The following is a 24,833-nucleotide window of genomic DNA, read 5'->3' as shown; positions in this document are numbered from 1 at the left end:
CCAAAGGAGGAGACCGCTCCGGCGGTAACAGGGAGGAGACGGATCTGTGACCCGGTATCTCTTGTTCAGGCTGGCGGATGCCATTCCGACCATCCTGCTGGTTTTGACGCTCGTCTTCATCGCCATGCGCATCCTGCCCGGCGATCCGGCGATTGCGGCGCTTGGCGACAATGCCACGGCCGAACAACTCCAGCTCTTTCGCGAGCGCATGGGGCTGAATGCGCCCCTATGGCAGCAATATATCAACTTTGTCGTCGGAACGCTCAGCCTGGATTTCGGCCGTTCGGCCATGACCGACCAGCCGGTGCTCGGCCTGATCGCCTATAATCTTCCCTATACGATCGAGCTGACGATCGTCGCGATGATCATGGGGGTTGTCGTTGGCGTACCCTTCGGCGTTTGGGCGGCCACGCACCGCAACGGATTGCCGGATTCGGCCATGCGCGGTTTTTCGCTGTTTGGCTACGCCATTCCCGATTTTTATCTCGGAGCGCTGCTTCTCATCACCTTCGCGCTCAATCTCGGCTGGTTCCCTATCAATGGGGGCGGCACAGGCTTCATCGACCGCATGCACCACGTGTTCCTGCCGGCGCTGACACTGGCCCTTGTGAAGGCTGCCTTTATTGGTCGCCTGACCCGTACATCGCTGCTGGAAGTAATGGGCCGCGATTATGTACGAACTGCCCGTGCCAAGGGCGCGCGCGAAACGCGCGTCATCTATCGCCATGGATTGCGCAACGCGCTTCTGCCGCTGACGACCGGGCTTGGCCTCAGCATGCTGGCAACCCTCTCCGGCTCGGTGGCGATAGAACTCGTCTTCAATCGTCCCGGCATCGGCAAGCTTTTGATCAGCGCCATCGCCGAGCGCGACTACGGTGTCATCCAGGGGGGCGTCGTCGTCTTCGCGATGTTCGTCGTGCTGATCAACCTGGCGATGGACCTCATCTACATCGTTGTCGATCCAAGAATCCGGGTGAAATGATGGTCACATCAGAACAGGCTCCCCAGATCATCACGGACGACCACCGGCTGGCAGATGCGTTCCGCCACATTCTCTATGGGCGGATATCGACCAGCTTTGCGTTGCTTGTGGTATTGATCTTCATCTTCGTCGCCGCCTTTGCGCCTTGGCTCGCGCCTTACGACCCGCTCGCCCAAAGCATCCTGGCGATCAACCAGAAACCGTCAGCAGCCCATTGGCTCGGAACCGATCAGTTCGGGCGCGATGTGCTGTCGCGCATGATTTATGGCTCCCGCAATTCGCTGATCTTCGGCTTCATCTCGCCGGTTCTGGCGGCGATCTTCGGCACACTGCTCGGCGTCACGGCCGGTTATTTCGGCGGGATCACCGATCGCATCATTTCGCGCCTGATCGATCTGCTGCTCGCTTTCCCGGAATTGCTGCTCGCCATCATCATCGCCGCTGTGCTCGGCGGTGGCTTCTGGAATATCATCGCAGTCATCACCGTCGCCTTCATTCCCGGCTTTGCCCGCGTCGCCCGTGCCTCGACACTGGCCGTCAAGCAAGAACCTTACGTGGAAGCGGCAATCGCGGTCGGCGTGCGCACGCCTGTCATCATTTTCCGGCACATCATCCCGAATATCGCAGCCCCCATCGTCGTGCTGATGACGCTCTGGGTCGCGTCAGCCATCCGCCTCGAAGCCTCGCTCAGCTTTCTCGGCATCGGCACTCAGCCGCCGAATCCGAGCTGGGGCAATATCATTCGCGACGGTCTCAACAATCTCTTCGGTTCGCCTTGGCCGATCATCGGTGCCGGCATTGCGATCACGCTCGTCGTGCTCTCCTTCAACCTGATCGGTGATGCCGTGCGCGACGTGCTCGATCCGGAGACGGCGCAATGAAGCAGCCCTTGCTGAGCGTCGAGCATCTGCGGGTAGAATTCGGAACGGCGACGAACCCTGTTGTCGTCGTCGACGATGTGAGCTTCGAGATCGAGGCCGGCGGAGCCGTCGGTATCGTCGGCGAGTCTGGTTCCGGCAAGTCGATCACGTCGCTGTCGATCATGCGACTTGTGCCGGAGCTCTGTCGGATTTCCGCTGGCAGGATTAGTTTCGAGGGCAACGATCTGCTGAAACTGCCGGTAAGCGCGATGCCGGAGATCCGCGGTCGCGATATCGCGATGATCTTTCAGGAGCCGATGAGTTCTCTGAACCCGGTCATGACGATCGGCGACCAGATCGGCGAGGCGATCAAGCTGCATGAGAGGATGAGCCGTCAACAGCGCCGCGCCTGCATCATCGAGCTTCTGAAACTCGTCGGCATCCCCAATCCGGAAGGCCGCCTCGATGCCTATCCACATCAGTTCTCCGGCGGCATGCGCCAGCGCGTGATGATCGCCATGGCCGTTGCCTGCAATCCGAAACTCTTGATCGCCGACGAGCCGACGACGGCACTCGACGTCACCATCCAGGCCCAGGTGCTCGACCTGATGGCGAAGGTGCGTAAGACGTTGAACACCGCCGTGCTCTTGATTTCGCACGATCTCGGCGTCATCGCGGAAGTCTGCGATCGCGTCATCGTCATGTATGCCGGCCGAGTGGTCGAGGACGCGGATGTCCGCTCGATCTTCAGGAACCCGAGCCATCCTTATACGCAGGGACTGCTCAAATCGATCCCGCGGCTCGATGACGATCACAAGCGTCTCTACCAGATCCCCGGCTCGGTGCCGACCGCGGGCTCGGTGAAGCAGGGCTGTCCCTTCTACGCCCGCTGTCCTTTGCATATCGATAAGTGCCGCAGTGAAATGCCGCCGATGTTTGCCTTCGGCCCGAAACATAAGGCCGCCTGCTGGGTCACCGCCGAAAACAAGGCATCCCTCCCATCGATCGAGGAGCATATGTGATGAATGCGATCCTGCGTGCCGAAGGGTTGAGCAAGGTCTTTTCCGACGGTGGCATGCTGTCCTTCAAGCAGGAGAGCAGTGGCGTGCGCGCTGTCGATGATTTGAGTTTCGAGATCTTGCGTGGCGAAACGCTGGCGCTGGTGGGTGAATCGGGCTGCGGCAAGTCCACGCTCGGACGGTTGCTGCTGAGGCTGATCGAGCCGACGGATGGTCGCGTCTTCTTCGAGGGCACGGAACTGACGGCGTTGTCGCACGAGAAGATGCGCAGCATGCGCCGCAATGTGCAGATGATCTTTCAGGACCCCTATGGCTCACTCAGCCCGCGCCGCTCCATCGCGGAAATCATCGGAGAACCGCTGGACGCCTTTGGTCTCGTCCGCTCGAAGCGCGAACGGCGCGAAAGGGTCGCCGATCTCCTGACCCAGGTCGGTCTGCCAACGAGCGCTATGGACCGCTATCCCAGGCAGTTTTCCGGCGGTCAGCGTCAACGCATCGGTATTGCCCGGGCGATCTCTCTCAATCCCGGCTTTATCGTCGCCGACGAGCCGGTCTCGGCGCTCGATGTTTCCGTGCAGGCGCAGATCATCAACCTGATGCAGGATTTGCAGGAGACGAAGGGTTTCTCCTTCCTCTTTATCGCCCACGACCTTGCCGTCGTGCGTCATATCGCCGACCGCGTAGCGGTGATGTATCTCGGCAGGATCGTAGAGATCGGCGACAAGCGGAAGGTCTATTCGGCCCCGCAGCACCCTTATACGCAGGCACTATTGTCGGCCGCGCCAGAGCCCGACCCGGATCGCAAAAGCCGCCGTATCGTGCTTGAAGGCGATGTGCCGAGCCCATCGCGCATTCCGTCCGGCTGCAGCTTCCATACGCGCTGCCCGATTGCCAAGGACATTTGCAAGGTCGAGCGGCCCGCCCTGAAAGAGGTTGCAAGCGGCCAGATGGCCGCATGCCATTTCGCCGCGCCCAATCCAATCCCGCCGCGCGTGCGGGAAGTCGTCACCGAGTTCTAGCGCTTCAGCCGCCGCCAGGGCGCATGATCCGTCTTGATCGTGATCGACGCGGACGACGGCAATAGCGGTTCGCGCTTGCGCCGTCCGAAGCGACGCTTGAAGCCGAGGATATTCTCGATGAAGCTGCGGGCGTAGAGGCCGGGACCGCTGGAATAGATGCGCCAGCCACCATCGATATCGATCTCGCCTTTCTTGACCCGATCCCAGTCGGTCATCGCCTGATAACGGTCGAGGAAAGCGGCATCGCTGCTGCTGAAATAGGTGTTGCGCTGGCGCAGCGACGCGTGCGGCAGGGCGTCGGTGACGGAGATCGGGTTGACGAGGCCGATCGTCTTCCAGAGCGCCTTCGCATCCTCGGCAATGGCGAGCGTCTCGCAGTAACGCAGATGCGCATGCACATACATGAGGCCGATCTCGCGGCCGAAGAAGGAAGAGGATTCTGCGCGCCGGAACAGCGTTTCCGGGCCGCCGGCATAGGTTGCCGGCTTCTCCATCAGGCGCACGCCATCCGGGAAGAGCAGGTGTTTTTCGATCAGCTTCATATGCGCCTGCCGCTGCTCCAGCGTGAAGAGCTTGCCGAGCATGGCCTGCGTCATCGAGATCAGCGAATAGTGCAGACCCGTGCGCTTGTCATCGGGATGCAGCAGCAGTTCGACGCCGTTATGGGCGGGGTCGAAGATACCGTAACCGGCGACAACGCCATTGCGGATCAGGTGCTTGTTGAAATCGCGCCGCATGGCGGTGGCGATCTTGCGCAGTTCGGTGGCGTCGGCGCCTTTGCCGATACGCCGCAGGATGGCGGCATAACGCACGATCTGTTCATAGAGCAGGGAAACGGTCCAGCTGCTCACCATCCAGTCACGAAGATGCGGATCGGCCGGCTGCAGGGAATCGTTCCAGTCGCCTTCGCCATAGCGGATCAGATGGGTGCCGGGAATGAAGCGCTCACGCACCGTCGCGAGAAGCTTGTCGACATGGACGCTGATCGTATCGGCGGATGCCCTGCCCATGGTCTTGTCGTCGCGCCAGGCCACGGTTTCATCGAGGATGGCAAAGTCTCCGGTCGCTTCGATATAGTCGCAGAGCGCCTTCAACGGCCAGACGACGATATCGCCGTGGCTGTCGCCGGAGCGGATGTTGGAATAGGGCTCCAGCATGAACCATTGCGGCCAGTCGCCCTTTTCGAGGTACTGTTCGCTGAAGACGGTCTTCACCACTTCCTTGGCTTCGCGATCGTGCTCATAGGCGAGCAGGAATTCCACCGGTCCCTGACACGCATCGCGCGTGCCCCAGGCAGCGCCGGTATATTGTTCCAATCCGTGCGGCACGCTCAGATGCACGATCGCATCATGCGCAAGCCAGGGCAGGATCGTCGCATGGGCCACGGCATCGCCTTTCGGCTTGTCGAACGTCAGGCCGCGAATGGTGTGCTGCCAGAAACGCGAGGCCGGTGCCAGCATCATTTCCTGAGTGACGCCGCTTGCGTAGCGATCCGCCAGTCGCTCGGCCTCTGCCATATCGGTCATCGAGCCGACGACGGCGAAGGAGAGCGACTGTGTCTCGGTGGAGCGCAGGGCAATGAAAGCGCCATTGCGGGCAACGCCGTCCTCATAGAGAAGCTCGTCGCCACCGACCGCCTCGATGGCGCCAGGCGTGGAGCTTACCAGCCAGTAGCTGGCATCGGGAAAACGCTCGCCCCAGAGCCAATGCGGGTCAGGGCGGAAGCGGATGCGCTTGGCTTCGCCGTCGAATTCGAGATAACCGCTCGCATCATATTCCCGCTCGCCGAGAACGAGATGACCGAACACGAGGAACCGGCACGGCTTGCCCTCGACGGAGACGGCCCATTGCATTGCGGGATCTTCACCCGATGCCGCAGCCGTCACGATGATGGTGCGGTCGGCAAGGCGGTAGATCCAGCGGCAGTCACTGAGGCCCATGTCGAAGGCTGAGGGCACGCCGAGGAGCTGCCAGCCATGACCGGCATCGACAAGAATGCGCAAACCGCTCGTCCGAGTGAGGTTGTAGGGCTCGCGCGAGACGGAAAACAGCTTGTGGAAGGATGTGTTGCCGATCGTCAGCTGTGCAGCAAAAATGCCTTGCATCCAGCAAGTCGAGGCCAGCGTCACATCGTCGAGCAACATGTTCTGGCCGCTGCGCACGATCGCGCCATGACGGCGCGCCACGTGTGACTCCTTCTCTTGCAGGACCACGTGACGGTTGAGAGCGCCCTCGGGCACGAAGAAGGAGAGGAGCTTTCCCTCGACGCGCTCTTCAAGCACGCGCGCCGGATAGAGACGGGCGAGCGCTTTCTCGTCCAGTGCCTCGGCGGCCAACAGCCCGGCATCCTGCAGGATGCCGCGCGGCGGTGTCTGTTCGGCCGCGCCTGATACATTCTTTCCGATGGTGCTCAGATGGTCGAGGCGGGACAGGTCGGCATTATCGGACGCCGCCTGGTGATCGTTAAGGAAAAGGCCGAAGAAACTTGCGGTGACGCCCTCGGCTGAAACGGCGAGCGGCTTCGATTGAAGGGCCGGGCAGGCCATTTCATGCTGGCGGCGCTGGCTCGGCAGATCGGTGCCGAAGGGACCGACGAGACGATCATCGTTCGCGGCAGCCGATTTTACCAACTGGATTGCATCGGTGGCGTAAGCGGAGACACCTTCCAGGCAGCCCTGCGAGAGCCAGGGATTGCGCCCGCCGCCCTGCTTCAGGTTCTGGCGATTCATCACCACAGGCCGAAGACCGGATGCTGGGCAATATGATGGTCGACATATTGCGACGCATAGGCCTCGCTGTTCATCAGGAAACCGCGGTCGCCGAGGCCGATATCCTGAACCAGGACGAGGTCGGCCGGCAGTTTTTCCGTGCCGGAATGCGCCAGCGTCACATGCCAGAACCACGTCGTCTCTGAAGGGGCAAGCACGAGGCTAACCTGGTAGCGGATATCGGCGACATTTCCGCTCCAAGAGAAACCCGCTTCGCTAAAGCCGAACTTGCCCTGCGCCCGGGGGCCGACAATCTCGGCGGTAGCAGGCTTTTTGCCACCAATCCGCAGATAGAGCCGTCCGACGCCGCCGGACAGCGGCGATCCCTGGATCTGGTTGATCTGCACCGATCCGAGACTGTCGCCATAGTCGATGGAAAACAGCGTGCCGTTCGGCAGGGCGGAGATGGAAAGGCCAGTGCCGTTGGCGATCGTCAGAAGGCCGAGGTCGTCGCGGCGGGGCATCTGCAATTTGCGATTCAGTCTCGTGGGCATGTGAGATCTCGTGTCGCCTAAAGGGAATCGGACAATGACGCAGAATGTTTGTGCGAAATATTACCCAATGTCACTGGTTAGATCATGGCGCCCATGATGAACTCAAATCAGAGTGAAGCAAACGATGACTTAAGAGGGAGGACGGCTTAACCAAGTCCGCCTTGGCCCCTCAACGACGCGAGTATTGAAGCGCATCGCCTTCCCACCGTCGCGGAACAAGATTTTCTCGGGGAGGGCAGATGTTTTGAAGGCATTCGAGGCCGGTCTGGCGTAACGCCGAACCGGCCCTGGTTGACTAGATATTCTGACCGCCAGACACTTCAATGCGCTGTGCCGTGACCCAGCCGTTGTCAGGGCCAATCAGGCTGGCGATCATCGGGCCAATATCGTTTGGCAGCCCGACACGGCCAAGGGCGATCATCTTTGCGAATGCCTCGTTATAGGCGGGCGTATCGCGCACCGCTCCGCCCAGGAAATCTGTCGCAATCGCACCTGGAGCGACCGTATTCGCCGTAATGCCGCGACTTCCGAGCTCTTTTGCCAGGTAGAGCGTGAGGATTTCGACCGCTCCTTTGGCTGCGGAATAGGCGGAAAATCCCGGATAGGAAACGCGGGTGAGGCCGGACGAGAAATTGACGATACGGCCGTCGTCGACAATGAGCGGGAGCAGGGTCTGGGTCAGGAAGAAGACGCCCTTGACGTGGACATTGAAGAGATTGTCGAACTGCGCTTCGGTGGTCTCTGCGAAGCCCGCCATCTCGCCGTGACCGGCATTGTTGATGAGGTGATCGAAATTGGTACGCGACCAGGTAACCGTCAGGACGGATCGAACGGCGTCCGCGAAGGCCGGGAATGCCGATATGGTGCCGACGTCGAGCTGCAGCGCCACTGCCTTGCGGCCGAGAGCTTCTATTTCGGCCACGACAGCCTTGGCTTCTTCCGCGCCATTTCGGTAGGTCAAAATAACATCGCCACCATGCTTGGCGATGCTGACGGCGGTGTTACGTCCAAGGCCACGGCTGCCGCCGGTTACGATTGAGATTGTCGTCATAGGTCAACTCCTTTTGTGCTGATTGCTGATCAGCACAATGCGCCCAGCTCGATTGGAACTGCTGCCTATTTCTCCAAACGAATTGCCTATTTATCCGAAAGCGAAGATTGACGTTGCCTCACGCGCTTGCGACTTGGCTCAAGGGCCTGCTAATCTGGCGTCATTTAAGGCAGGCAGACGATTCCGACTTGCCTTTTTCTCCATTGCCATAGGAGTTCTGATGAGTTTGCTGGAGATCGTCCGCCGTCATGCAGACGTCAACGTCGATCGCTTCGGAGCGGCAGCAACTCCGATCGCCGGTCTGACGGCTATCCGCGCCCTGAACCCAAGCGAAATCCAGTTTGCGATCAACAGGCCTCTGGTCGCGCTGGTTCTCCAGGGTCGCAAGAGAGTGAGCATCGGGCCGGAAACGTTCGACTTCGGTGCAGGCGATAGCCTGCTGATCACCGCTGACGTGCCGACGGTGAGCCAGATCACAACGGCAAGCCGCATTGCTCCCTATTATTCTCTCGTTCTCGAACTTGACCTCGCGATGATCCGTGAACTGGGTTCGGAGATTGGTCCGGTGACAGCTTCGACTTCGAAACCCGTTAAGGTAGACCCGACGGAAACTGAGGTCGCGGAGACCGCCGTCAGGCTCATGAGCCTCGTTGATCGGCCCTCAGTCATGCCGATCCTGGCGAGACAGCATCTAAGGGAGATGCATTTCTGGCTGATGACCGGCAAGCACGGAACCTCGATCCGGGCACTCGGTCAGACAGATGGCCACGCGGAGAGAATTGGTCGTGCCGTAGCCATCATCCGCGAAGGCTTCGCTCGTCCCTTGCGAGTGAATGAGCTTGCAGAGACGGCGGGCATGAGCCTTTCGTCATTTCATCAGCATTTCCGCGCAGTGACCACATTGTCACCACTTCAGTTCCAAAAGCAGTTGCGTCTGATCGAGGCGCGAAGGCAGATAATCTCGGAAGGCGTTCCGGCCAGTTCGGCTGCATATTCCGTCGGCTATGAGAGCATCACGCAGTTCACGAGGGAATATGCCCGCCAGTTTGGAGCACCGCCCGTTCGTGATCTCAGGGCGTTGCTGGAAAATGGTGTAACCGCGGCGTGAGTTTGGCAAGGCAAGGTTTTTGCTCAGCGTTCCGGCGCTTCCTTAAGCCTGGGAAACGAACGGCAGATCCGCTTCAGCCATCAAATCGCAAGCTGCGAAAACCTCCCCGACGCCGATCAGTACCGGCCGGTCGAGGCCGATTTCCGCCATGGCCGAAGAAAGACCGTCCAGGCTGCCGGCCCAGCGCCGCTCGTCGGCATTGGCAACAGAGCTGACGATGACGACAGGCGTTCTTGCATCGAGCCCGGCCTCGATCAACCTGTTCTGGATTGCTCCGGCTGTTCGTCCACCCATGTAGAAGATCGTCGTTTTTCTTGTGTCTGCGATAGCCTGCCAGTCGATCGTCTCGGGCAGGTTGCCATGGCGCGAATGTCCGGTGACGAATTGCACGCTCTGCGCATGATCGCGATGGGTCAGGGAAATGCCGAGCCGTGATGCCATGGCGCTCGCCGCCGTGATGCCGGGGATGACCTCGACCGAAATATTGTGCTTTTTCAGATAGGCGATCTCCTCGCCGGCGCGGCCGAAGATCATCGGATCGCCGGATTTCAAGCGTGCAACATTCTTGCCGGCCTTGGCGAAAGTCAGCATCATCTCGTTGATGTCTTCCTGCCGGCAGCTTTCGCGCCCGCCGCGTTTGCCGACCAGCAGGCGCTTTGCTTCGCGCCGCGCGAGTTCCAGAACCTCGTCCGAGACGAGATCGTCGAACAGGATGACATCGGCGGCCTGCAATGCCCGCACCGCCTTCAGCGTCAGATACTCCGCGTCGCCCGGACCGGCGCCGACAAGCGTCACCCGTCCGACGGGGCGCATCTGCGCCGGCCTTTGCATATCGGACAGCAGATCGCGGACGCTTGTCTCTGTCGGCTCAGCGCCGAAAGCACGATCCACAAAACGTTCCCAGAAGGCGCGGCGGGCTGCGCCGGGCTTCAAGCGAATAGCAATTTCCTCGCGGAGAGACTGGGCAAGGCCCGCCCACGATTTCAGGGATGTCGGCAGCAGCGTCTCGATGCGGCGGCGAATGGCCTGCGCGAGAATAGGGGCCGCGCCATCCGTAGAGATCGACACCACCACGGGCGAGCGATTGACGATGGAGCCGAATTGGAACTGGCAGAAAGCCGGCTTGTCGATCACGTTGACAGGAACGCCGGCTCGCCGTGCAGCATCGCAGAAAGCGTGAGCCTCGGTCTCCTCATCGCAATCCGCTATGGCAAGCGCCGCACCAGCAAAAACGTCCTCGCGCCATGCCATAGGACAGTGGATGAGTGCGCCTTCCGGATGCGGTGAACCTCGCGCGACGAGAGTCGCGCATGCCTCGCCGAGATGTTCGCAATAGATCTCGACTCTGGCGCCGCAGGCAGCCAACAATTCTGCCTTCCAGGCACAGGCATCCGAGCCGCCGGCGACGATCACCCCTTGTCCGGCAAGCGACCAGAAGACGGGCAGTTTGGCGAGCGGCGCCATGCGGGCAGGTGCCCGGTCGGCAACATCATTCGGCAGCGTCTGCAACACAGGCATTGATGATCCCCCTGATTTCGGCACGGCAGGAGCCGCAATTGGTGCCGGCTTTGAGCTCGTTGCCGATCGCTTCGACGCTACGGCAGCCGGAGCGAACGGCGGTGACGATCTGGTTGACGCCGACGCTGAAGCAGGAACAGACCGTCGCCCCCGGATCAGGCCTGTCGGCGCCAGGCCGGCCGGCGATAATGGCAAAGCGGCGACGCAGATCGCTGTGATCAGCAGTCAGTTGCGCCACCGCCCAGTTGCGTGCGACGGCGACCGGCTCTCTTGCAAGGAAGAGCGCGGCAAGCAGCCTCTCTCCGTCGAAGAAGGCGATCCGCCGGTTGCCGGACTGCTGGTCGGCATAACCCAAGGGCTCGATATGGTCGGCAATGGCGAAGCTTTTTCGGCACCAGGCCGTCCAGTCTTCAATACCGTCATGGAATGCAAGCTCCAGGCGCCATCCGCCATCGGCCTTGGCGAGTGCCCAATAATCCGCGTCCGCCACATCAGGCTTTGCCAGGCTGACGGCGAAGCCATAAGCGGCAACGCGATAGCGGCTGACGGCAACCGCAACATTCTTCGAGGCGGGCTGACCCGAAACGGGGTCCGTTGCGGGTTTGACGACGGCGCCGATTCGCGCTTCAGCCGAATTCTGGTCGCTCCAGTGCATCGGCACGAAGACGCTGCCGCGCGCCTGCCGGTCGGTCACCAGGGCGCGGATAATCGCCTTGCCATGGCTGCTTTCGATCTGCACGAGGGCGGCATCGGCCACGCCGAGTTCCATCGCATCGCGCGGATGGATTTCCGCGAAAGGCTCGGCGATATGGGATGACAGTCGCGCGCTCTTTCCCGTCCGCGTCATCGTGTGCCACTGGTCGCGGATGCGGCCGGTATTCAACGTGAAGGGATAGGCCGAATCTGTTCTATCGGTTGCCGGCGCTTCGACGGCAATAAAGCGCGCCTTGCGATCGGAATGGAAGAAACCGCCCTTGGCGAAGAACCGCGTTTCTCTTTTCTGTGCCCCGAAAGGCTGCGGCCACTGGAACGGCTTCAGCGCATTGTAGTCTGCCGGCTCCGTCTTGGCATAGGCGCCGATATCGAAGTCGCGGCTGCCGTCATTCTCGAAGGCGGAGAGTGCAGCGTGCTCGGCGAAAATATCGGCCGGGGACCTGTAGTCGAATGCGGCAAAGCCCATCCGGCGGCCGACTTCTGCCATCTGCCACCAGTCGGCTCGTGCCTCTCCCGGCAGAGCAAGGAAAGGGCGTTGCCTCGATATGCGGCGTTCCGAATTGGTGACCGTTCCGTCCTTCTCGCCCCAGCCGAGGGAGGGTAGCAGCACATGCGCGTGTCGCGTCGTATCGGTCTCGCGCAACATGTCGGAAACGACCACGAAGGGGCAGGCGGCAATCGCCGCCTCGACGCGGCGGGCATCGGGCATGGATACGACCGGATTGGTCGCCATGATCCAGAGCGCCTTGACGCGGCCCTCCTCGACGGCCCGAAACAGATCGACAGCCTTCAGGCCGGGCTTGGCGGCAATATCAGGCCGATTCCAGAAGCGCCGCACCCGGTCGCGATCAACAGCGCTTTCGATCGCCATATGCGCAGCCAGCATATTGGCCAGGCCACCGACCTCGCGGCCGCCCATCGCATTCGGCTGCCCCGTCAGCGAAAACGGCCCCATGCCGGGTCGGCCGATGCGCCCCGTCGCGAGATGGCAATTGATGATGGCGTTGACCTTGTCGGTGCCGGAAGCGGACTGATTGACGCCTTGGCTGTAGCAGGTGACAACTTTCTCGGTCGTCTCGAACAGGCGGAAGAATTCCCTCACCTGCATGGCCGGCAGGCCGGTGCGCTCAAGCAGGTCGTCTACCGTTAGTGCGGCGGCAGCGGCGAAGGCCGCTCCAAAACCTTCCGTATAGGCACCTATATAGTTCTGGTCGATAGCAGGACTTGCCGCGAGATGGGCAAGCAGTCCCATGAAGAGTGCGACGTCACCGTCCGGACGGATGGCCAGATGCAGATCGGCGATATCGCAGGTCATCGTCCGGCGAGGATCGATGACGACGATTTTCAGGCCCGGTCGGGTCGCCTTGGCGGCTGCCAGCCGCTGGTAGACGACGGGATGGCACCAGGCAAGGTTGGACCCCGTGAGTATGACAAGATCGGCAAGTTCCAGATCCTCATAGAGGCCGGGCACCGTATCCGAGCCGAAAGCGCGGCGATGACCGGCGACCGAGGACGACATGCAGAGGCGAGAATTGGTGTCGATATTGGCAGAGCCGATGAAGCCCTTCATCAGCTTGTTGGCGACGTAATAGTCTTCTGTCAGAAGCTGACCCGAGACATAGAAGGCGACGGAATCGGGGCCATGTTCGGAAATGGTCTCGGAAAACCTGCTGGCGACGAGATCGAGCGCCTCATCCCAGCCTGCCTCTCTGCCCTTGATTTCAGGATGGAACAGGCGACCATCGAGATCGATCGTTTCGGCAAGCGCCGAACCCTTGGAACAGAGCCGGCCGAAATTGGCCGGATGCTCAGGGTCGCCCTTCACTGTTACGGTGCCGGTATCATCCACTTTGGCGATCACGCCGCAGCCGACGCCGCAATAAGGACAGGTAGTCTTGACTTCTGCTCCCATCATTCCGCCGCCATGACAAGGCTTTCGAGCGCGATATAGAGCATGCCGCCCTCGTTCCTGAGCGGGATGGTACGCACCGCACCATCATCGGCACCGAGCGCCTTACCGGTCTCCAGCGAGATCACCCAGTTGTGCAGAGGGCAGGTGACGGCATTGCCGTGCACGATGCCTTCCGAGAGCGGGCCGCCTTTGTGAGGGCAGCGATTTTCGATCGCATAGACCTCGTGTTCGCCCGTGCGGAAGACGGCGATGTTCATCTGCGGGGTTTTCACGCAGCGCGATCCGCGCAGCGGAATATCGGAAATGTCGCCGATCGGGTGCCAGTTCATGATGGTTCTCCTCACTCGGCTGCCTGACTGAAACCGATGGTCGCCATCGGCCGGAATTCGTGCTTGTCCTTGCCGGAGACGCGTTCCGACCAGGGGTCGACCTGAGCGAATTTCTGGGAAAAGACGAAGCGTTCGTAATAGGCCTTGCGCTTGTCGTGATCCTCCATGATCTGCCGGCGGATCTCGTCGAGGCCGATGCGCTTGGCCCATTTATAGATGCGCTCGAGATAGCGGCCCTGTTCGCGGTACATCTGCGTCAGCGCCACGATATGTTCGAGCGCCTCGTCCTCGGTCCTCACCAGGCCGAGCACCTCCGTGCCCTTGATGTCGAGGCCCGCAGCTCCGGCGAAATGGATCTCGAAGCCGGAATCCACGCAGATCACGCCGATATCCTTGCAGGTGGCCTCGGCGCAGTTCCGCGGACATCCTGACACTGCCATCTTCAGCTTTGCCGGTGTCCAGGAGCCCCACATGAATTTCTCGATGCGGATGCCGAGACCCGTGGAATCCTGCGTTCCGAAGCGGCACCAGTCGGAGCCGACGCAGGTCTTCACCGTGCGCAGGCCCTTGGCATAGGCCTGGCCCGAGATGAAGCCGGCCTTGCCAAGATCGGCCCAGACTGCCGGAAGGTCTTCCTTTTCGACGCCGAGCAGATCGATGCGCTGGCCGCCGGTGACCTTGACCATCGGGATTGCGAACTTGTCGACGACATCGGCGATGGCGCGCAGTTCGCCGGAGCTGGTCACGCCGCCCCACATGCGCGGCACGACGGAATAGGTACCATCCTTCTGGATGTTGGCGTGGACGCGTTCATTGATGAAACGCGACTGGTAGTCGTCGGCATATTCATCCGGCCAGTCGCAGACGAGGTAGTAATTGAGCGCCGGGCGACATTTGGCGCAGCCGCCCGATGTCTTCCATTCCAGCTCCTGCATGACGGCGGGAATGGTCTTCAGCTTCTTTGCCTTGATGAGGCGGCGCACGTCATCATGGCCGAGCTCGGTGCAGGTGCACATCGGCTGCACGGCTTTTGGGTTATAGGCATCCCCCAGCGTCAAGGACATGAGCTGTTCGACAAGGCCGGTGCAGGAGCCGCAGGAGGCCGATGCCTTCGTATGGGCGCGCACATCATCGAGCGATGTCAGCCCCTTGGCCGTGATCGTTGAAGTGATTTTGCCCTTGCAGACGCCGTTGCAGCCGCAGATTTCCGCATCATCCGGCAAGGCTGCAACGGCCGCCATAGGGTCCAATGGGGACCCTCCCTGATAGGCCTGGCCGAAGATCAGAGTGTCGCGCATCTCGGAGATGTCGACCGCCTTTTTCTTGAGGTCATTGAACCAGGCGCCGTCGGAGGTCTCGCCATAAAGCACCGTACCGATGATGCGGTTGTCTTTCAGCACAAGGCGCTTGTAGATCCCCGCAGTCGCATCGCGCAGCACGATTTCCTGCCGGTCGTCGCCGTCGGCGAAATCGCCGATCGAGTAGAGTTCGATACCGGTAACCTTGAGCTTCGTCGGCGTGTCGGAATGCGCAAAGGCCGGCTTCTTATCGTCGGACAGATGGGCGGCGGCGACACGGGCCATCTCGTAGAGCGGCGCGACGAGGCCATAGACCATGCCGCCCACCTCGGCGCATTCGCCGAGCGCGTAGATATCGCCGTCCGAGGTCTGCATGCCGGCATCGACGACAATGCCGCGATTGACGGCGAGCCCGGCGTCCTTGGCGAGATTGACGTTCGGGCGAATGCCGACGGCCATGACGACAAGCGTGGCAGGGATGATCGTGCCGTTGTCGAGCTCGACGCCTTCCACCTTGCCGTTGCCGATGATCTGTTTGGTGTTGGCTTTGCAGATAACCTTGATGCCGCGGTCCTCGACAGCCTTCTGTAAGAGGTAGCCGGCGGCGGGATCGAGCTGGCGCTCCATCAGCGTCGGCATGACGTGCAGCACAGTGACATCCATGCCGCGCTGGGCGAGACCGGCGGCTGCTTCGAGCCCGAGGAGACCGCCGCCGATGACGATGGCCTTTTCGCGCGATTGGGCTGCAAGCAGCATGGCCTGCACGTCGTCGAGGTCGCGGTAGGTGATGACGCCGCGAAGATCCTTTCCGGGCACCGGAATGATGAAGGGTACCGAGCCTGTCGCGATGACGAGCTTGTCGTAGCTCTCGGTGACGCCGTGGTCGGAGGTGACGGTCTTGGCGACGCGATCGATGTTAACGATCTTGTGACCCTTGTAGAGCGTTATGCCGTGCTTGATGTACCAGCCATCACCGTGAATGATGATCTGCTCGTAGTCCTTTTCTCCAGAAAGCACTGGCGACAGCATGATGCGATCGTAATTGACGCGTGGCTCGGCGTTGAAGATCGTAACCTCGTAGCGTCCGGGCGCCTGTTCGAAGAGGTGCTCCAGCATGCGCCCAGGCGCCATGCCATTGCCGATGATAACGAGTTTTTCTGTCATATTTACAGGTCCTTGGATCAGGTTGCAGCCACGGGCGCGGAGTGGCCCTGGCGCGATAGTTGCTTGACGGACAGGTGCATCCAGATGAGTGAGATCGCGACGATTGCGAAGAGCAGCAGGAAACAGCTCGACCAGAGGCCGGTCATGTCCTTGAGGAGGCCAAAGGCGATCGGAAGGATGAAGCCACCAAGGCCGCCCATCATCCCGACGATGCCGCCAACGGCGCCGACGCTCTCTGGGTAATAGGCCGGAATGTGCTTGTAGACGGCAGCCTTGCCGAGGCTCATGAAGAAGCCGAGCACGAAGATGACCACGATGAAGATGACGGGCGTGATGGTGGAAGCAGGCAGCGACAGGATGAGCGTAGCCACGGCTGACACGGCAAACATCGTGTACATCACGCTGCGCGCGCCCTTCTTGTCCGACAGCACGCCGCCGAAGGCACGGAAGATGCTGCCCGGGATCGAATAGGCAGCGGCGATCATGCCGGCAGCTTCCAGATTGAAGCCGTAGACACCGACAAGATAGCGCGGCAGCCACAGCGAGAGGGCAACGAAGCCGCCGAAGGCGAAGAAGTAATAGAGTGAGAAGCGCCAGACCTGAAGGTTCTGCAATGGCGCGAATTCCTGGGCGAGGCTTTTGGAGGCGACGCCGCGTTCGCGGCGAAGACGAAAGGCCGGATCATCCGTTGTGGTGAACCAGAAAATGATTGCCATCAGCGCCAGACCGGCCGCCCATATTTCAGCGACTGCCTGCCAGCCCCAAGCCAAAAGCACGAAGGGGGCTGCGAATTTTGTCACGGCCGCGCCCACATTGCCTGCACCGAAGATGCCAAGTGCGGTACCTTGCTTCTCCGCTGGAAAGAAGGGCGAGACATAGGCGACGCCGACCGCAAACGAGCCGCCGGCGAGCCCGACACCCAAGCCGGCGATCAGCATCTGCGTATAGGTGTGGGCGTAGGAGAGCAGAAAGGTTGCGACTGCAGCGGCAAGCATGGTCAGCGTATAAACGAGACGGCCGCCGTAACGTCCGGTCCAGATGCCAAGCACGATGCGCACGAGCGAGCCGGTCAGCACAGGGGTGCCGATAAGCAGTCCGAACTCGGCTTCGTTCAGCCCGAGTTCCTGCTTGATGCGAATGCCGATGATCGCAAAGATCGTCCAGACCGCAAAACAGAGCGTGAAGGCGACCGTGGAGATCCACAGTGCTTTGGCTGGTTCGCCGGCGGACATGGGCTGCGCTTTCTTGATGACAGTCATGGCTTCTCCGTGGCCCGACAAGGTCGTGCCGATCCATCGCTGGGGGTTAAAAACAAAAAGCCGCTGGTCAGGACGCGCATACACGAGGCGCGCGAAATATCCTGATCAGCGGCTTTGCTGGTGACGCCCGTCGTTGGACGCCGAATTCATGGCCTTCTGGCCCATCTGCCTCAAGCAATCCGTATGACAGATTGCACAAGGGTACTCCTGTATCCTCAATGAGCGCCTATCGTGCGCTCATTCTGCTCTGATCGCCTTTGATCAGTGCATAACTATCAAAGCAAACCGCGTGCCAGTTTGCGGAGGCTGTCCCAGTGAATTGAATCTAAAGGATTTTTTAGAAATCCATCGGCTGCTGGTTTTTTGGGCCGCTGTCGTTTGTGCAAATCTTTTGTGCGCGATTGTGAGGTCGGTGCAAATCTCTGATGGCGTTTTGTGCAGGCGAGCATGAGATTAAATTCCTTCGCTGCTGGAAGCGAAGGGCAAGACGCTCTTTACCGCAAAGCCCGCAACATAATCCGGCAGTTTCGATGGGTCGAAAACGTGACCATCCATGAAGCGGTCGGCTTCGTCGGCCCCTTCGATGCGCACGTCGGCATCGATCGGTGCGCTGCCCTCGCCAAGGGCTGCGCGATAGAGGTCAGGGCGGTAGGCGGAAGCAGCTGCGCGTGCTGGATTGAGTCCGAGTTCGGCCTGACCCCAGCGGATCATCTGACTGTAGATCCAGAGTGCCTGGCTGGTGCGAGGATAATTGGCAAAACCCGAATGGAACATGAAGTAATTGTCGATGATGCGCCGGTTCCCTTTTGCGTCGAGGCTGAACTCGCCTGCCAGCACATGGCGGATGATGTGAACCGGTGCTGCGATGTAGCGGGCATCCGCCAGGGCCTCGGCCAGTGCATCGTGGTTGTCCGGCTGGTCGCACCAGCGTGCCGTCGCGTCGAGGGCGACGATCAGTCGGGAGACTGTTTCCGGATGGCTGTCTGCCCATTCCGGGCGCATGCCGATCACCTTTTCCGGTGCAGATGGCCAGATATCCTGTTTGGCGGCGACGATACGACCGACGCCACGCTCTGAGGCAACCATGTTCCAGGGTGCGCCGACACAGAAACCATCGATCGCGCCGGCGGCCAGCGCGTCGGAGGTCAGCGGAGGCGGCACGACGACGAGTTTGACGTCCTTGTCCGGATCGATGCCGCCGGCGGCAAGCCAGTAGCGGAATTCGTAATTGTGCGAGGAAAAGGGATAGGTGACGCCGAAAGTCGGCAGCGGCTCGCTGCTCGCCTTCATCTCTGCTAGCACCTTTGCCAATGCCTTGGCGTTTTCCAGCGCGCTGGCGCTTTCCGATAGGTTCTCGGCGTCCCGCATCCTGTCGAACAGGCGGGCTGAGAGCGTGATTGCATTACCGCCGCGCCCGAGAGAGAAGGGTGTAATCGTCGGTGATGGATTGGAGCCAAGGCCGAGCATGGAGGCAACGGGCATCGGCGAGAGCATGTGGGCGATATCGAACTGCCGGAAAGCGAGGCGGTCGCGAATGTTTGCCCAGGAGACGTCCTTGACGAGATCGAGCGTCAAGCCTTCCCGCTTGGCAAAGCCAAATTCCGCTGCCGCGATAAGCACGGAAGCGTCGACGAGCGGAATGAAGCCGGCTCTCAGGGTTCTGGAGCCTTCGCCGTTGGCATGGGCGGGCGCTGGCAGACCGGCATCGGGATTGAGGCTTTTCGTCATCATGTTCACTCCGGCCTCCTCCGGACAGTCGCGACCAGAGAGGTCATCACATTAAAAGCCCTGCTGCGGTCACGACGCTCTGGGCGATGTCGGACATCTTCTTTTTCTCGTTCATTGCCGTCTGACGAAGCAGCGCAAACGCTTCCTCCTCCGACAGGCCACGCATCTTCATCAATATGCCTTTGGCGCGTTCGACGATCTTGCGCTCCTCGAGGGCCGACTTGGCATCGGCAAGTTCGCGTTGCAGCCGGTCGAATGCATTGAAGCGGCTGACCGCCATATCGAGAATGGGTTTGACGCGTTCCTTCTTCAACCCGTCGACGATGTATGCCGACACGCCGGCATCCACTGCTGCCTCGATGGAGGCCGTGTCGGAGCGGTCGACGAACATGGCAATCGGCCTGCCGACCGTACGGGTCAACTGGAACAGATGCTCCATCATGTCGCGATTGGGGTTCTCGATATCGATGATGATGACGTCGGGCCTCAGCGTATCGATAATACGCGCCACGCCTTGGACTTCGTGGATGACCGTCACGCGCGCATGGCCGGCCTCTCGCAGCCCCTCCTCGATGATGGAGGCGCGAATGGTATTTTCATCGATCACAAGGATGGTCAGATCGAGCCGGCTCATGCGACATTTATGACGCAATGCAGCAAGGCCGACAAGCTAGAAAGGCAATTTATTAGGCATTTTATAAATTTGATTAAATAATGGGCGGCCTGCTTTATATATGAGCAATGTCAGGTCTCATGGAGGTTTTCGAAAAAGATTTCCGCATCCGTTCACTTGTCGACAACTGCGCTACCTATGCCTCAGTATAATGCACCGCCCGCGCGCTCGCTGTTATCGTCGGGCTATCTTGGAGACGGAGAGCGAAGATGAGCGACAAGCGGCCAGAAGGTGTTGAGGCGTACAGTCATCCGGCAGGCGGGTGGGATGCGCTGAAAGCGGTGGCGAAAACGCTGAAGCATCAGCAGATCGTTGCACAGGGCAGTACCACACTGCTCAAGGCAAACCAGCCTGAAGGTTTCGATTGTCCCGGCTGCGCCTGGCCCGATCCAAAGCACACCTCTTCCTTCGAGTTCTGCGAGAACGGCGCAAAGGCGATCACCTGGGAGTCCACCGCCCGGCGCGTCACACCTGAATTCTTTGCCGAACACACGGTCTCCGAGCTTTGGGAATGGATCGACCACAAGCTTGAGGACCAGGGCCGGCTGACGCATCCGCTGAAATACAATAGCGCCACGGATAAATACGAGACGATCGATTGGGATGATGCATTCAGCCTGATAGGCTTGGAACTCAACAAGCTCGCAAGCCCCGACGAAGCTGAATTCTACACGTCGGGACGCGCTTCCAACGAGGCAGCCTTCCTCTATCAGCTCTTCGTGCGGGCCTATGGCACCAACAATTTCCCCGATTGTTCGAACATGTGTCATGAGGCGACGAGCGTTGGCCTGCCGCTGTCGCTCGGTGTCGGCAAGGGTACGGTGACGCTTGAGGATTTCGATCATGCCGACGCCATTTTCAGCTTCGGCCATAACCCCGGAACCAACCACCCCCGCATGATGACGACCCTGCACGAGGCATCCCGTCGCGGTGTTCCGATTATCGTCTTCAACCCGTTGAAGGAGCGGGCGCTCGAGCGTTTCGCCGCGCCGCAAAATCCGGTGGAGATGGTGACCTTATCCTCGACGCCCATTGCATCAGCCTATCACCAGCTCCGCACCGGTGGCGACCTTGCCGCCCTCAAGGGTCTGATGAAGCTGATCTTCGAACGCGATGTGGCCGATCTCTCCGGCGGCGGCAAGGGCGTCCTCGACCGAGATTTCATCGCCGAGCACACCGCTGGCATTGATGCCCTGAGGGAGGATCTCGACAAGGCCAGCTGGGCAGACATCCTCAGCGTGTCCGGTCTGACCATGGAGGCGCTGAACAGTGCCGTTGATGTCTACCTCAATGCCCGCAATGTCATCCTTTGCTACGGCATGGGCATCACGCAGCACGCGAACGGAACGGCAAATGTCCAGCAGCTTGCCAATTTCCTGATGCTGCGCGGCAATATCGGCCGCACCGGCGCTGGCCTCTGCCCGCTGCGCGGCCACTCCAATGTGCAGGGGGACCGGACCGTCGGCATCACCGAGATCCCGAACAAGGCGCTGATCGACGGCATGGAGCGTGCCTTTGGTTTCCGCCCTTCTGCAGAGAAAGGCCACAATGCGATCGAATCTATCGAGGCGATTGCAGCCGGCCGATCCAAGGCGCTGATCTGCCTCGGCGGCAATCTGGCCGTCGCCATGTCCGATCCTGATGTCACCTTCCAGGCCATGCGCAAGCTCGATCTTGCCGTCCATATTGCCACCAAGCTCAATCGCTCGCATCTCCTGACGGCAAAGACCTCCATCATTCTTCCCTGCCTCGGGCGGACCGATCTCGACACCCAGGCATCAGGGCCGCAAGCGGTGACGGTCGAGGATTCCATGTCCATGGTGCATGCTTCGCGCGGTTTCCTGAAGCCGCCGGGCGAATTGTTGAAATCCGAGCCCGCCATCATCGCAGGCATTGCAATGGCCACGCTCGGTGCAAAATACGGCATCGACTGGAAGGGTCTGATTGCCAATTACGATCGCATCCGAGACAAGATCGAGGTGGTCTTCCCGGATTTTCATGAATTCAACAGCCGGGTCCGGGCCCCCGGTGGTTTTCGGCTGGATGTTCCGGCTTCCTATCGGGTCTGGAAGACTGCGAGCGGCAAGGCGAACTTCCTCATCGCTCCCGGTCTCGACGAAGATCCCCGCCTGAAGAACCCCGCGACCCTGGTGCTGACGACGCTGCGCAGCCACGACCAGTACAACACGACCGTCTATGGCCTCGACGATCGCTACCGCGGCATTTTCGGCCGCCGCGACGTGATATTCATGAGCGGTCAGGATCTCGCTGAACGGGGCCTGCGTGACGGAGACAGGATCGATATCCGCTCGGCCACCGGCCACGGTGGCGGGAAAACCGCCATCGGTTTCACGGCTGTCGAATATAATATCCCCGTCGGTTCGGTGGCAGGCTATTACCCGGAAATGAATGCGGTGATCGCGCTTGATCACTATGACCGCAAATCGGGCACGCCGAGCTACAAGGGTGTTCCCGTCGCGATCACCAAGAGCGAGGCTCAGGCTGCGGCTTAGCGTGAGACCGCAATTGTCCCTCCCGTGCTTTCGCGGGCGATGACCTCGAAGCCAAGGTCGATCTGATTTGGTGGCTGGCGGCTCGTCGAATTGAGGGCCGACAGCACTTTTTCCGCGGCTAGCTTGCCCGTCTCGAACCGCCTCGTCATGATCGATGACAGGGAGGGTGACGCACAGGCCGAAAATTCGAGATCGTGGAAACCGATGATGGCGATGTCGTCAGGCACGCGGATGCCACGCTTGCGGCACTCCTGCATGGCGCCGAGCGCCAGGTTGTCGTCGATGCAGAAGATCGCTTCCGGCCGGTCGCCACGTTCATGCATGAGAGTCAGGAGATCGGACCCGAGCGCAACCGAGCTGTGCCGCTGCCATTGCGTGATGATTTCGAGCTTCTGCAGTCCTGACTCCTGCATCGCCAGACGGTAGCCATCAAAGCGGGATTGGGCCCGGTGGTCGAGATTGCCGGCGAGGAAGGCGACACGATCAAAGCCTTGGTCGATGAGATGCTGCGTCGCTGCTTGCCCGGCACGATCCTGCAGCATGCCGATATTGAGGTCGATCGGATCGGGCGAGAGCTCGAATGTCTCAACGACGGGCAGATGCGCGCGCGTGAGAAGCTGGCGGGCAAGTGGCGTGTGATGGGTACCGGCGATGATGATCGCTTCGACCCTTTGGCCGAGCAACACCTTTATGGCATTTTCCTCTTCCTGCTCGGAATAGCGGCTGTTGACGACGATGACCTGGAAGCCCGCCGCGACAAGCACGTCGTGCAGAGCGAAGAGATATTCGGCAAAGATGACATTATAGAGGGTCGGCACGATGACGCCTATTGCGTGCGTTCGCGACGAGGCGAGCCGGCTGGCCGCAATATTCGGCACGTAGCCAAGCTCCTGGACAGCGGCGGTGACGCGCTGCCGTAGGGCCTCCGACACTGCATCGGGTTTGCGAAGCACGCGTGAGACTGTGATCGGGCTGACACCGGCCAGAGTTGCCACGTCATCCAAAGTTACTCTTCGCATTGTACTCTCGATTCATACAGAAAAGTCATGCCGATCCGCAATTTATCTCGCAATTGCGAAATATTTATCCGGACAATCCCAGTTGACAGCGCTAGCAAATACGATTTGACAGCGCTGTCAACTATGTTAGGCTCGAAATGTACCGGAAAAGGATGGGATGGAACCTTCCGGGATCAGCATGCAAATAAGATTTTGTGGAGGGCGGCCTAGGTCCGCCTGAGGAGGAGACATTCAATGCTTAAGGTGAAGAAAGCGAAGATGGCCCGTATCGCCGCGTTTTCCGCGTCGGCGTTTGCTCTGCTCTGCAGCACGGCCATGGCGGAACCAAAGGTCGTGTCCGGCCCCGCCGCCGATCCGAACTGCATGGTTCCGTGGTCGGCCGAAACCCAGTTCCTGCAATATCCGAAGAAGGATGGTCCTTACCGCATCGCCCTTGCAAATGGCTACATCGCCAATACCTGGCGCATCCAGATGGTGCAGACGGCAAAGGCATACGCTGCCCAACCGGATGTCGCCGCCAAGCTGAAAGAATTCAAGGTCGTATCGACCGGCGAGGACGTTCCTGCCCAGATTTCCGCGATCAACAACTTCATCGATGCCGGCTATGATGCCGTCGTCGTCAACGCCCAGAACCCGACAGCCTTCGGTCCGGTCATCAAGCGCGCCAAGGAGGCCGGCGTCGTTCTCGTCGCCTTCGACAACATCCTTGACACCAAGGACGCAATCAACGTCAACGTCGACCAGAAGGGCCTTGGCGTCATCTGGGCCAACTGGCTGGCAAAACACCTGCCGCAGGGCGGCAAGATCCTGGAAGTACGCGGCGTAGCCGGCACTTCCGTCGATACCGATCGCCATAACGGGATTCATGAAGCTCTGGATGCTTCCGGCAAGAAATTCACCGTCACCGAAGTCGTTGGCAAGTGGGATGATGGTGTAGCGCAGAAGGCAGCGGCCGATGCGATTGCCACCAATGGTCCGTTTGATGGCATCACCGCACAGGGCGGTGACACCGGCGTGGTGCAGGCGATGATCGACGCGAAGCATCCGTTCGTGCCCTTCGGCGGTGAAACGGAGAACGGCTTCCGCAAGTTCTGCGCCGCCCATGCGGGGGATGGTCTGAAGTGCTCATCAGCAGGTACCGGCCCGGCGCAGGTTGCGGTGGCCATCAAGACTGCCATTGCCGCTCTCGAAGGTCAGGTCGTTCCTCAGGCCGTCAAGCTGCCGACGGCACTCGTTTCCGATCCCGATTTCAAGGAAGGCGAGGACTTCTACCCCAAGGAATCCGACAACTTTTTCGTCGGCAATTCCTTCCCGACCTGCGGCATCAACTTCTCCGCACAGGAAATCATGGGGCAGACCAAGGAAAACCAGTAAGCGCCACCATCCGGACCTGACTGCGGGCGTT

16 protein-coding genes and 1 pseudogene are annotated in these 24,833 nt (G+C 60.4%); 7 read left to right on the top strand and 10 right to left on the bottom strand.

Going from position 1 to position 24,833, the window contains the following annotated elements; translation table 11 throughout:
- Positions 1-46: 46 nt before the first annotated feature.
- From LVY75_05545 to LVY75_05530, 4 genes are read left to right on the top strand one after another with little or no spacing between them, the layout of a single operon-like run.
- Entirely contained in the window at positions 47-982 is a 936-nt protein-coding gene (locus tag LVY75_05545; GenBank protein ID XAZ19621.1) for an ABC transporter permease, read from the top strand.
- A complete protein-coding gene (locus tag LVY75_05540) occupies positions 979-1,863 on the top strand; it encodes an ABC transporter permease (GenBank protein XAZ19620.1) in 885 nt (294 codons plus the stop codon). Before LVY75_05545 ends, LVY75_05540 begins: the two co-directional genes overlap by 4 nt.
- Positions 1,860-2,864 carry an ABC transporter ATP-binding protein gene (locus LVY75_05535; GenBank protein XAZ19619.1) on the top strand — a complete coding sequence of 335 codons (1,005 nt, stop codon included), beginning with the start codon at positions 1,860-1,862 and terminating at the stop codon, positions 2,862-2,864. The genes LVY75_05540 and LVY75_05535 overlap by 4 nt, the downstream gene beginning before the upstream one ends.
- Positions 2,864-3,880, top strand: coding sequence for a dipeptide ABC transporter ATP-binding protein (locus tag LVY75_05530; GenBank protein ID XAZ19618.1), 1,017 nt, complete (start codon positions 2,864-2,866; stop codon positions 3,878-3,880). The genes LVY75_05535 and LVY75_05530 overlap by 1 nt, the downstream gene beginning before the upstream one ends.
- On the opposite strand, the pseudogene LVY75_05525 reads toward LVY75_05530, so the two are convergent.
- Together LVY75_05525 and LVY75_05520 are read right to left on the bottom strand one after the other, a co-directional pair.
- A pseudogene (locus LVY75_05525) lies at positions 3,877-7,142 on the bottom strand (cellobiose phosphorylase). The gene LVY75_05530 and the pseudogene LVY75_05525 overlap by 4 nt on opposite strands.
- A 295-nt stretch (positions 7,143-7,437) precedes the next feature.
- Entirely contained in the window at positions 7,438-8,193 is a 756-nt protein-coding gene (locus LVY75_05520; GenBank protein XAZ19617.1) for an SDR family oxidoreductase, read from the bottom strand.
- Positions 8,194-8,413: 220 nt separating this feature from the next.
- Here LVY75_05520 and LVY75_05515 point away from each other — a divergent pair, with 220 nt between their 5' ends.
- Positions 8,414-9,301, top strand: a complete 888-nt coding sequence (locus LVY75_05515) for an AraC family transcriptional regulator (GenBank protein ID XAZ21331.1) — start codon at positions 8,414-8,416, stop codon at positions 9,299-9,301.
- A 42-nt stretch (positions 9,302-9,343) separates the two neighbouring features.
- Here LVY75_05515 and cysG read toward each other — a convergent pair whose 3' ends face one another.
- From cysG to LVY75_05480, 7 genes are all read right to left on the bottom strand, one after another.
- The gene (cysG, locus tag LVY75_05510; protein ID XAZ19616.1) at positions 9,344-10,819 is read right to left on the bottom strand and encodes a siroheme synthase CysG; all 1,476 of its coding nucleotides are present in this window, start codon (positions 10,817-10,819) and stop codon (positions 9,344-9,346) included.
- The gene (locus LVY75_05505) at positions 10,791-13,445 is read right to left on the bottom strand and encodes a molybdopterin-dependent oxidoreductase (protein XAZ21330.1); all 2,655 of its coding nucleotides are present in this window, start codon (positions 13,443-13,445) and stop codon (positions 10,791-10,793) included. The genes cysG and LVY75_05505 overlap by 29 nt, the downstream gene beginning before the upstream one ends.
- A complete protein-coding gene (nirD, locus tag LVY75_05500) occupies positions 13,445-13,774 on the bottom strand; it encodes a nitrite reductase small subunit NirD (GenBank protein XAZ19615.1) in 330 nt (109 codons plus the stop codon). Before nirD ends, LVY75_05505 begins: the two co-directional genes overlap by 1 nt.
- An 11-nt stretch (positions 13,775-13,785) precedes the next feature.
- Positions 13,786-16,236 (bottom strand): nitrite reductase large subunit NirB, encoded by a 2,451-nt coding sequence (gene nirB, locus LVY75_05495; GenBank protein ID XAZ19614.1) that lies wholly within the window; start codon positions 16,234-16,236, stop codon positions 13,786-13,788.
- 17 nt (positions 16,237-16,253) lie between these two features.
- On the bottom strand, positions 16,254-17,495 hold the full coding sequence (locus tag LVY75_05490) for a NarK/NasA family nitrate transporter (protein ID XAZ19613.1): 1,242 nt from the start codon (positions 17,493-17,495) through the stop codon (positions 16,254-16,256).
- Positions 17,496-17,948: 453 nt separating this feature from the next.
- Positions 17,949-19,232, bottom strand: coding sequence for an ABC transporter substrate-binding protein (locus LVY75_05485; GenBank protein ID XAZ19612.1), 1,284 nt, complete (start codon positions 19,230-19,232; stop codon positions 17,949-17,951).
- Between the two features lie 37 nt (positions 19,233-19,269).
- Positions 19,270-19,857, bottom strand: a complete 588-nt coding sequence (locus LVY75_05480) for an ANTAR domain-containing response regulator (GenBank protein ID XAZ19611.1) — start codon at positions 19,855-19,857, stop codon at positions 19,270-19,272.
- A gap of 248 nt (positions 19,858-20,105) precedes the next feature.
- Between LVY75_05480 and LVY75_05475 the strand changes: the two genes are divergently transcribed.
- Entirely contained in the window at positions 20,106-22,409 is a 2,304-nt protein-coding gene (locus tag LVY75_05475; GenBank protein ID XAZ19610.1) for an FdhF/YdeP family oxidoreductase, read from the top strand.
- On the opposite strand, the gene LVY75_05470 is transcribed toward LVY75_05475, so the two are convergent.
- Complete coding sequence (locus LVY75_05470; protein XAZ19609.1) at positions 22,406-23,428, bottom strand: LacI family transcriptional regulator; 1,023 nt, start codon at positions 23,426-23,428, stop codon at positions 22,406-22,408. The two genes, LVY75_05475 and LVY75_05470, sit on opposite strands and share 4 nt — an antisense overlap.
- Positions 23,429-23,662: 234 nt before the next feature.
- Here LVY75_05470 and LVY75_05465 point away from each other — a divergent pair, with 234 nt between their 5' ends.
- Positions 23,663-24,802 (top strand): sugar ABC transporter substrate-binding protein, encoded by a 1,140-nt coding sequence (locus LVY75_05465; GenBank protein XAZ19608.1) that lies wholly within the window; start codon positions 23,663-23,665, stop codon positions 24,800-24,802.
- The last annotated feature ends 31 nt before the right edge of the window (positions 24,803-24,833 follow it).

It is taken from the genome of Sinorhizobium sp. B11, from assembly GCA_039725955.1.
Classification (GTDB): Bacteria; Pseudomonadota; Alphaproteobacteria; order Rhizobiales; family Rhizobiaceae; genus Rhizobium.
The sequence above is the reverse complement of the archived record's forward strand: the minus strand, read 5'-3'. Positions and strand labels throughout refer to the sequence as shown.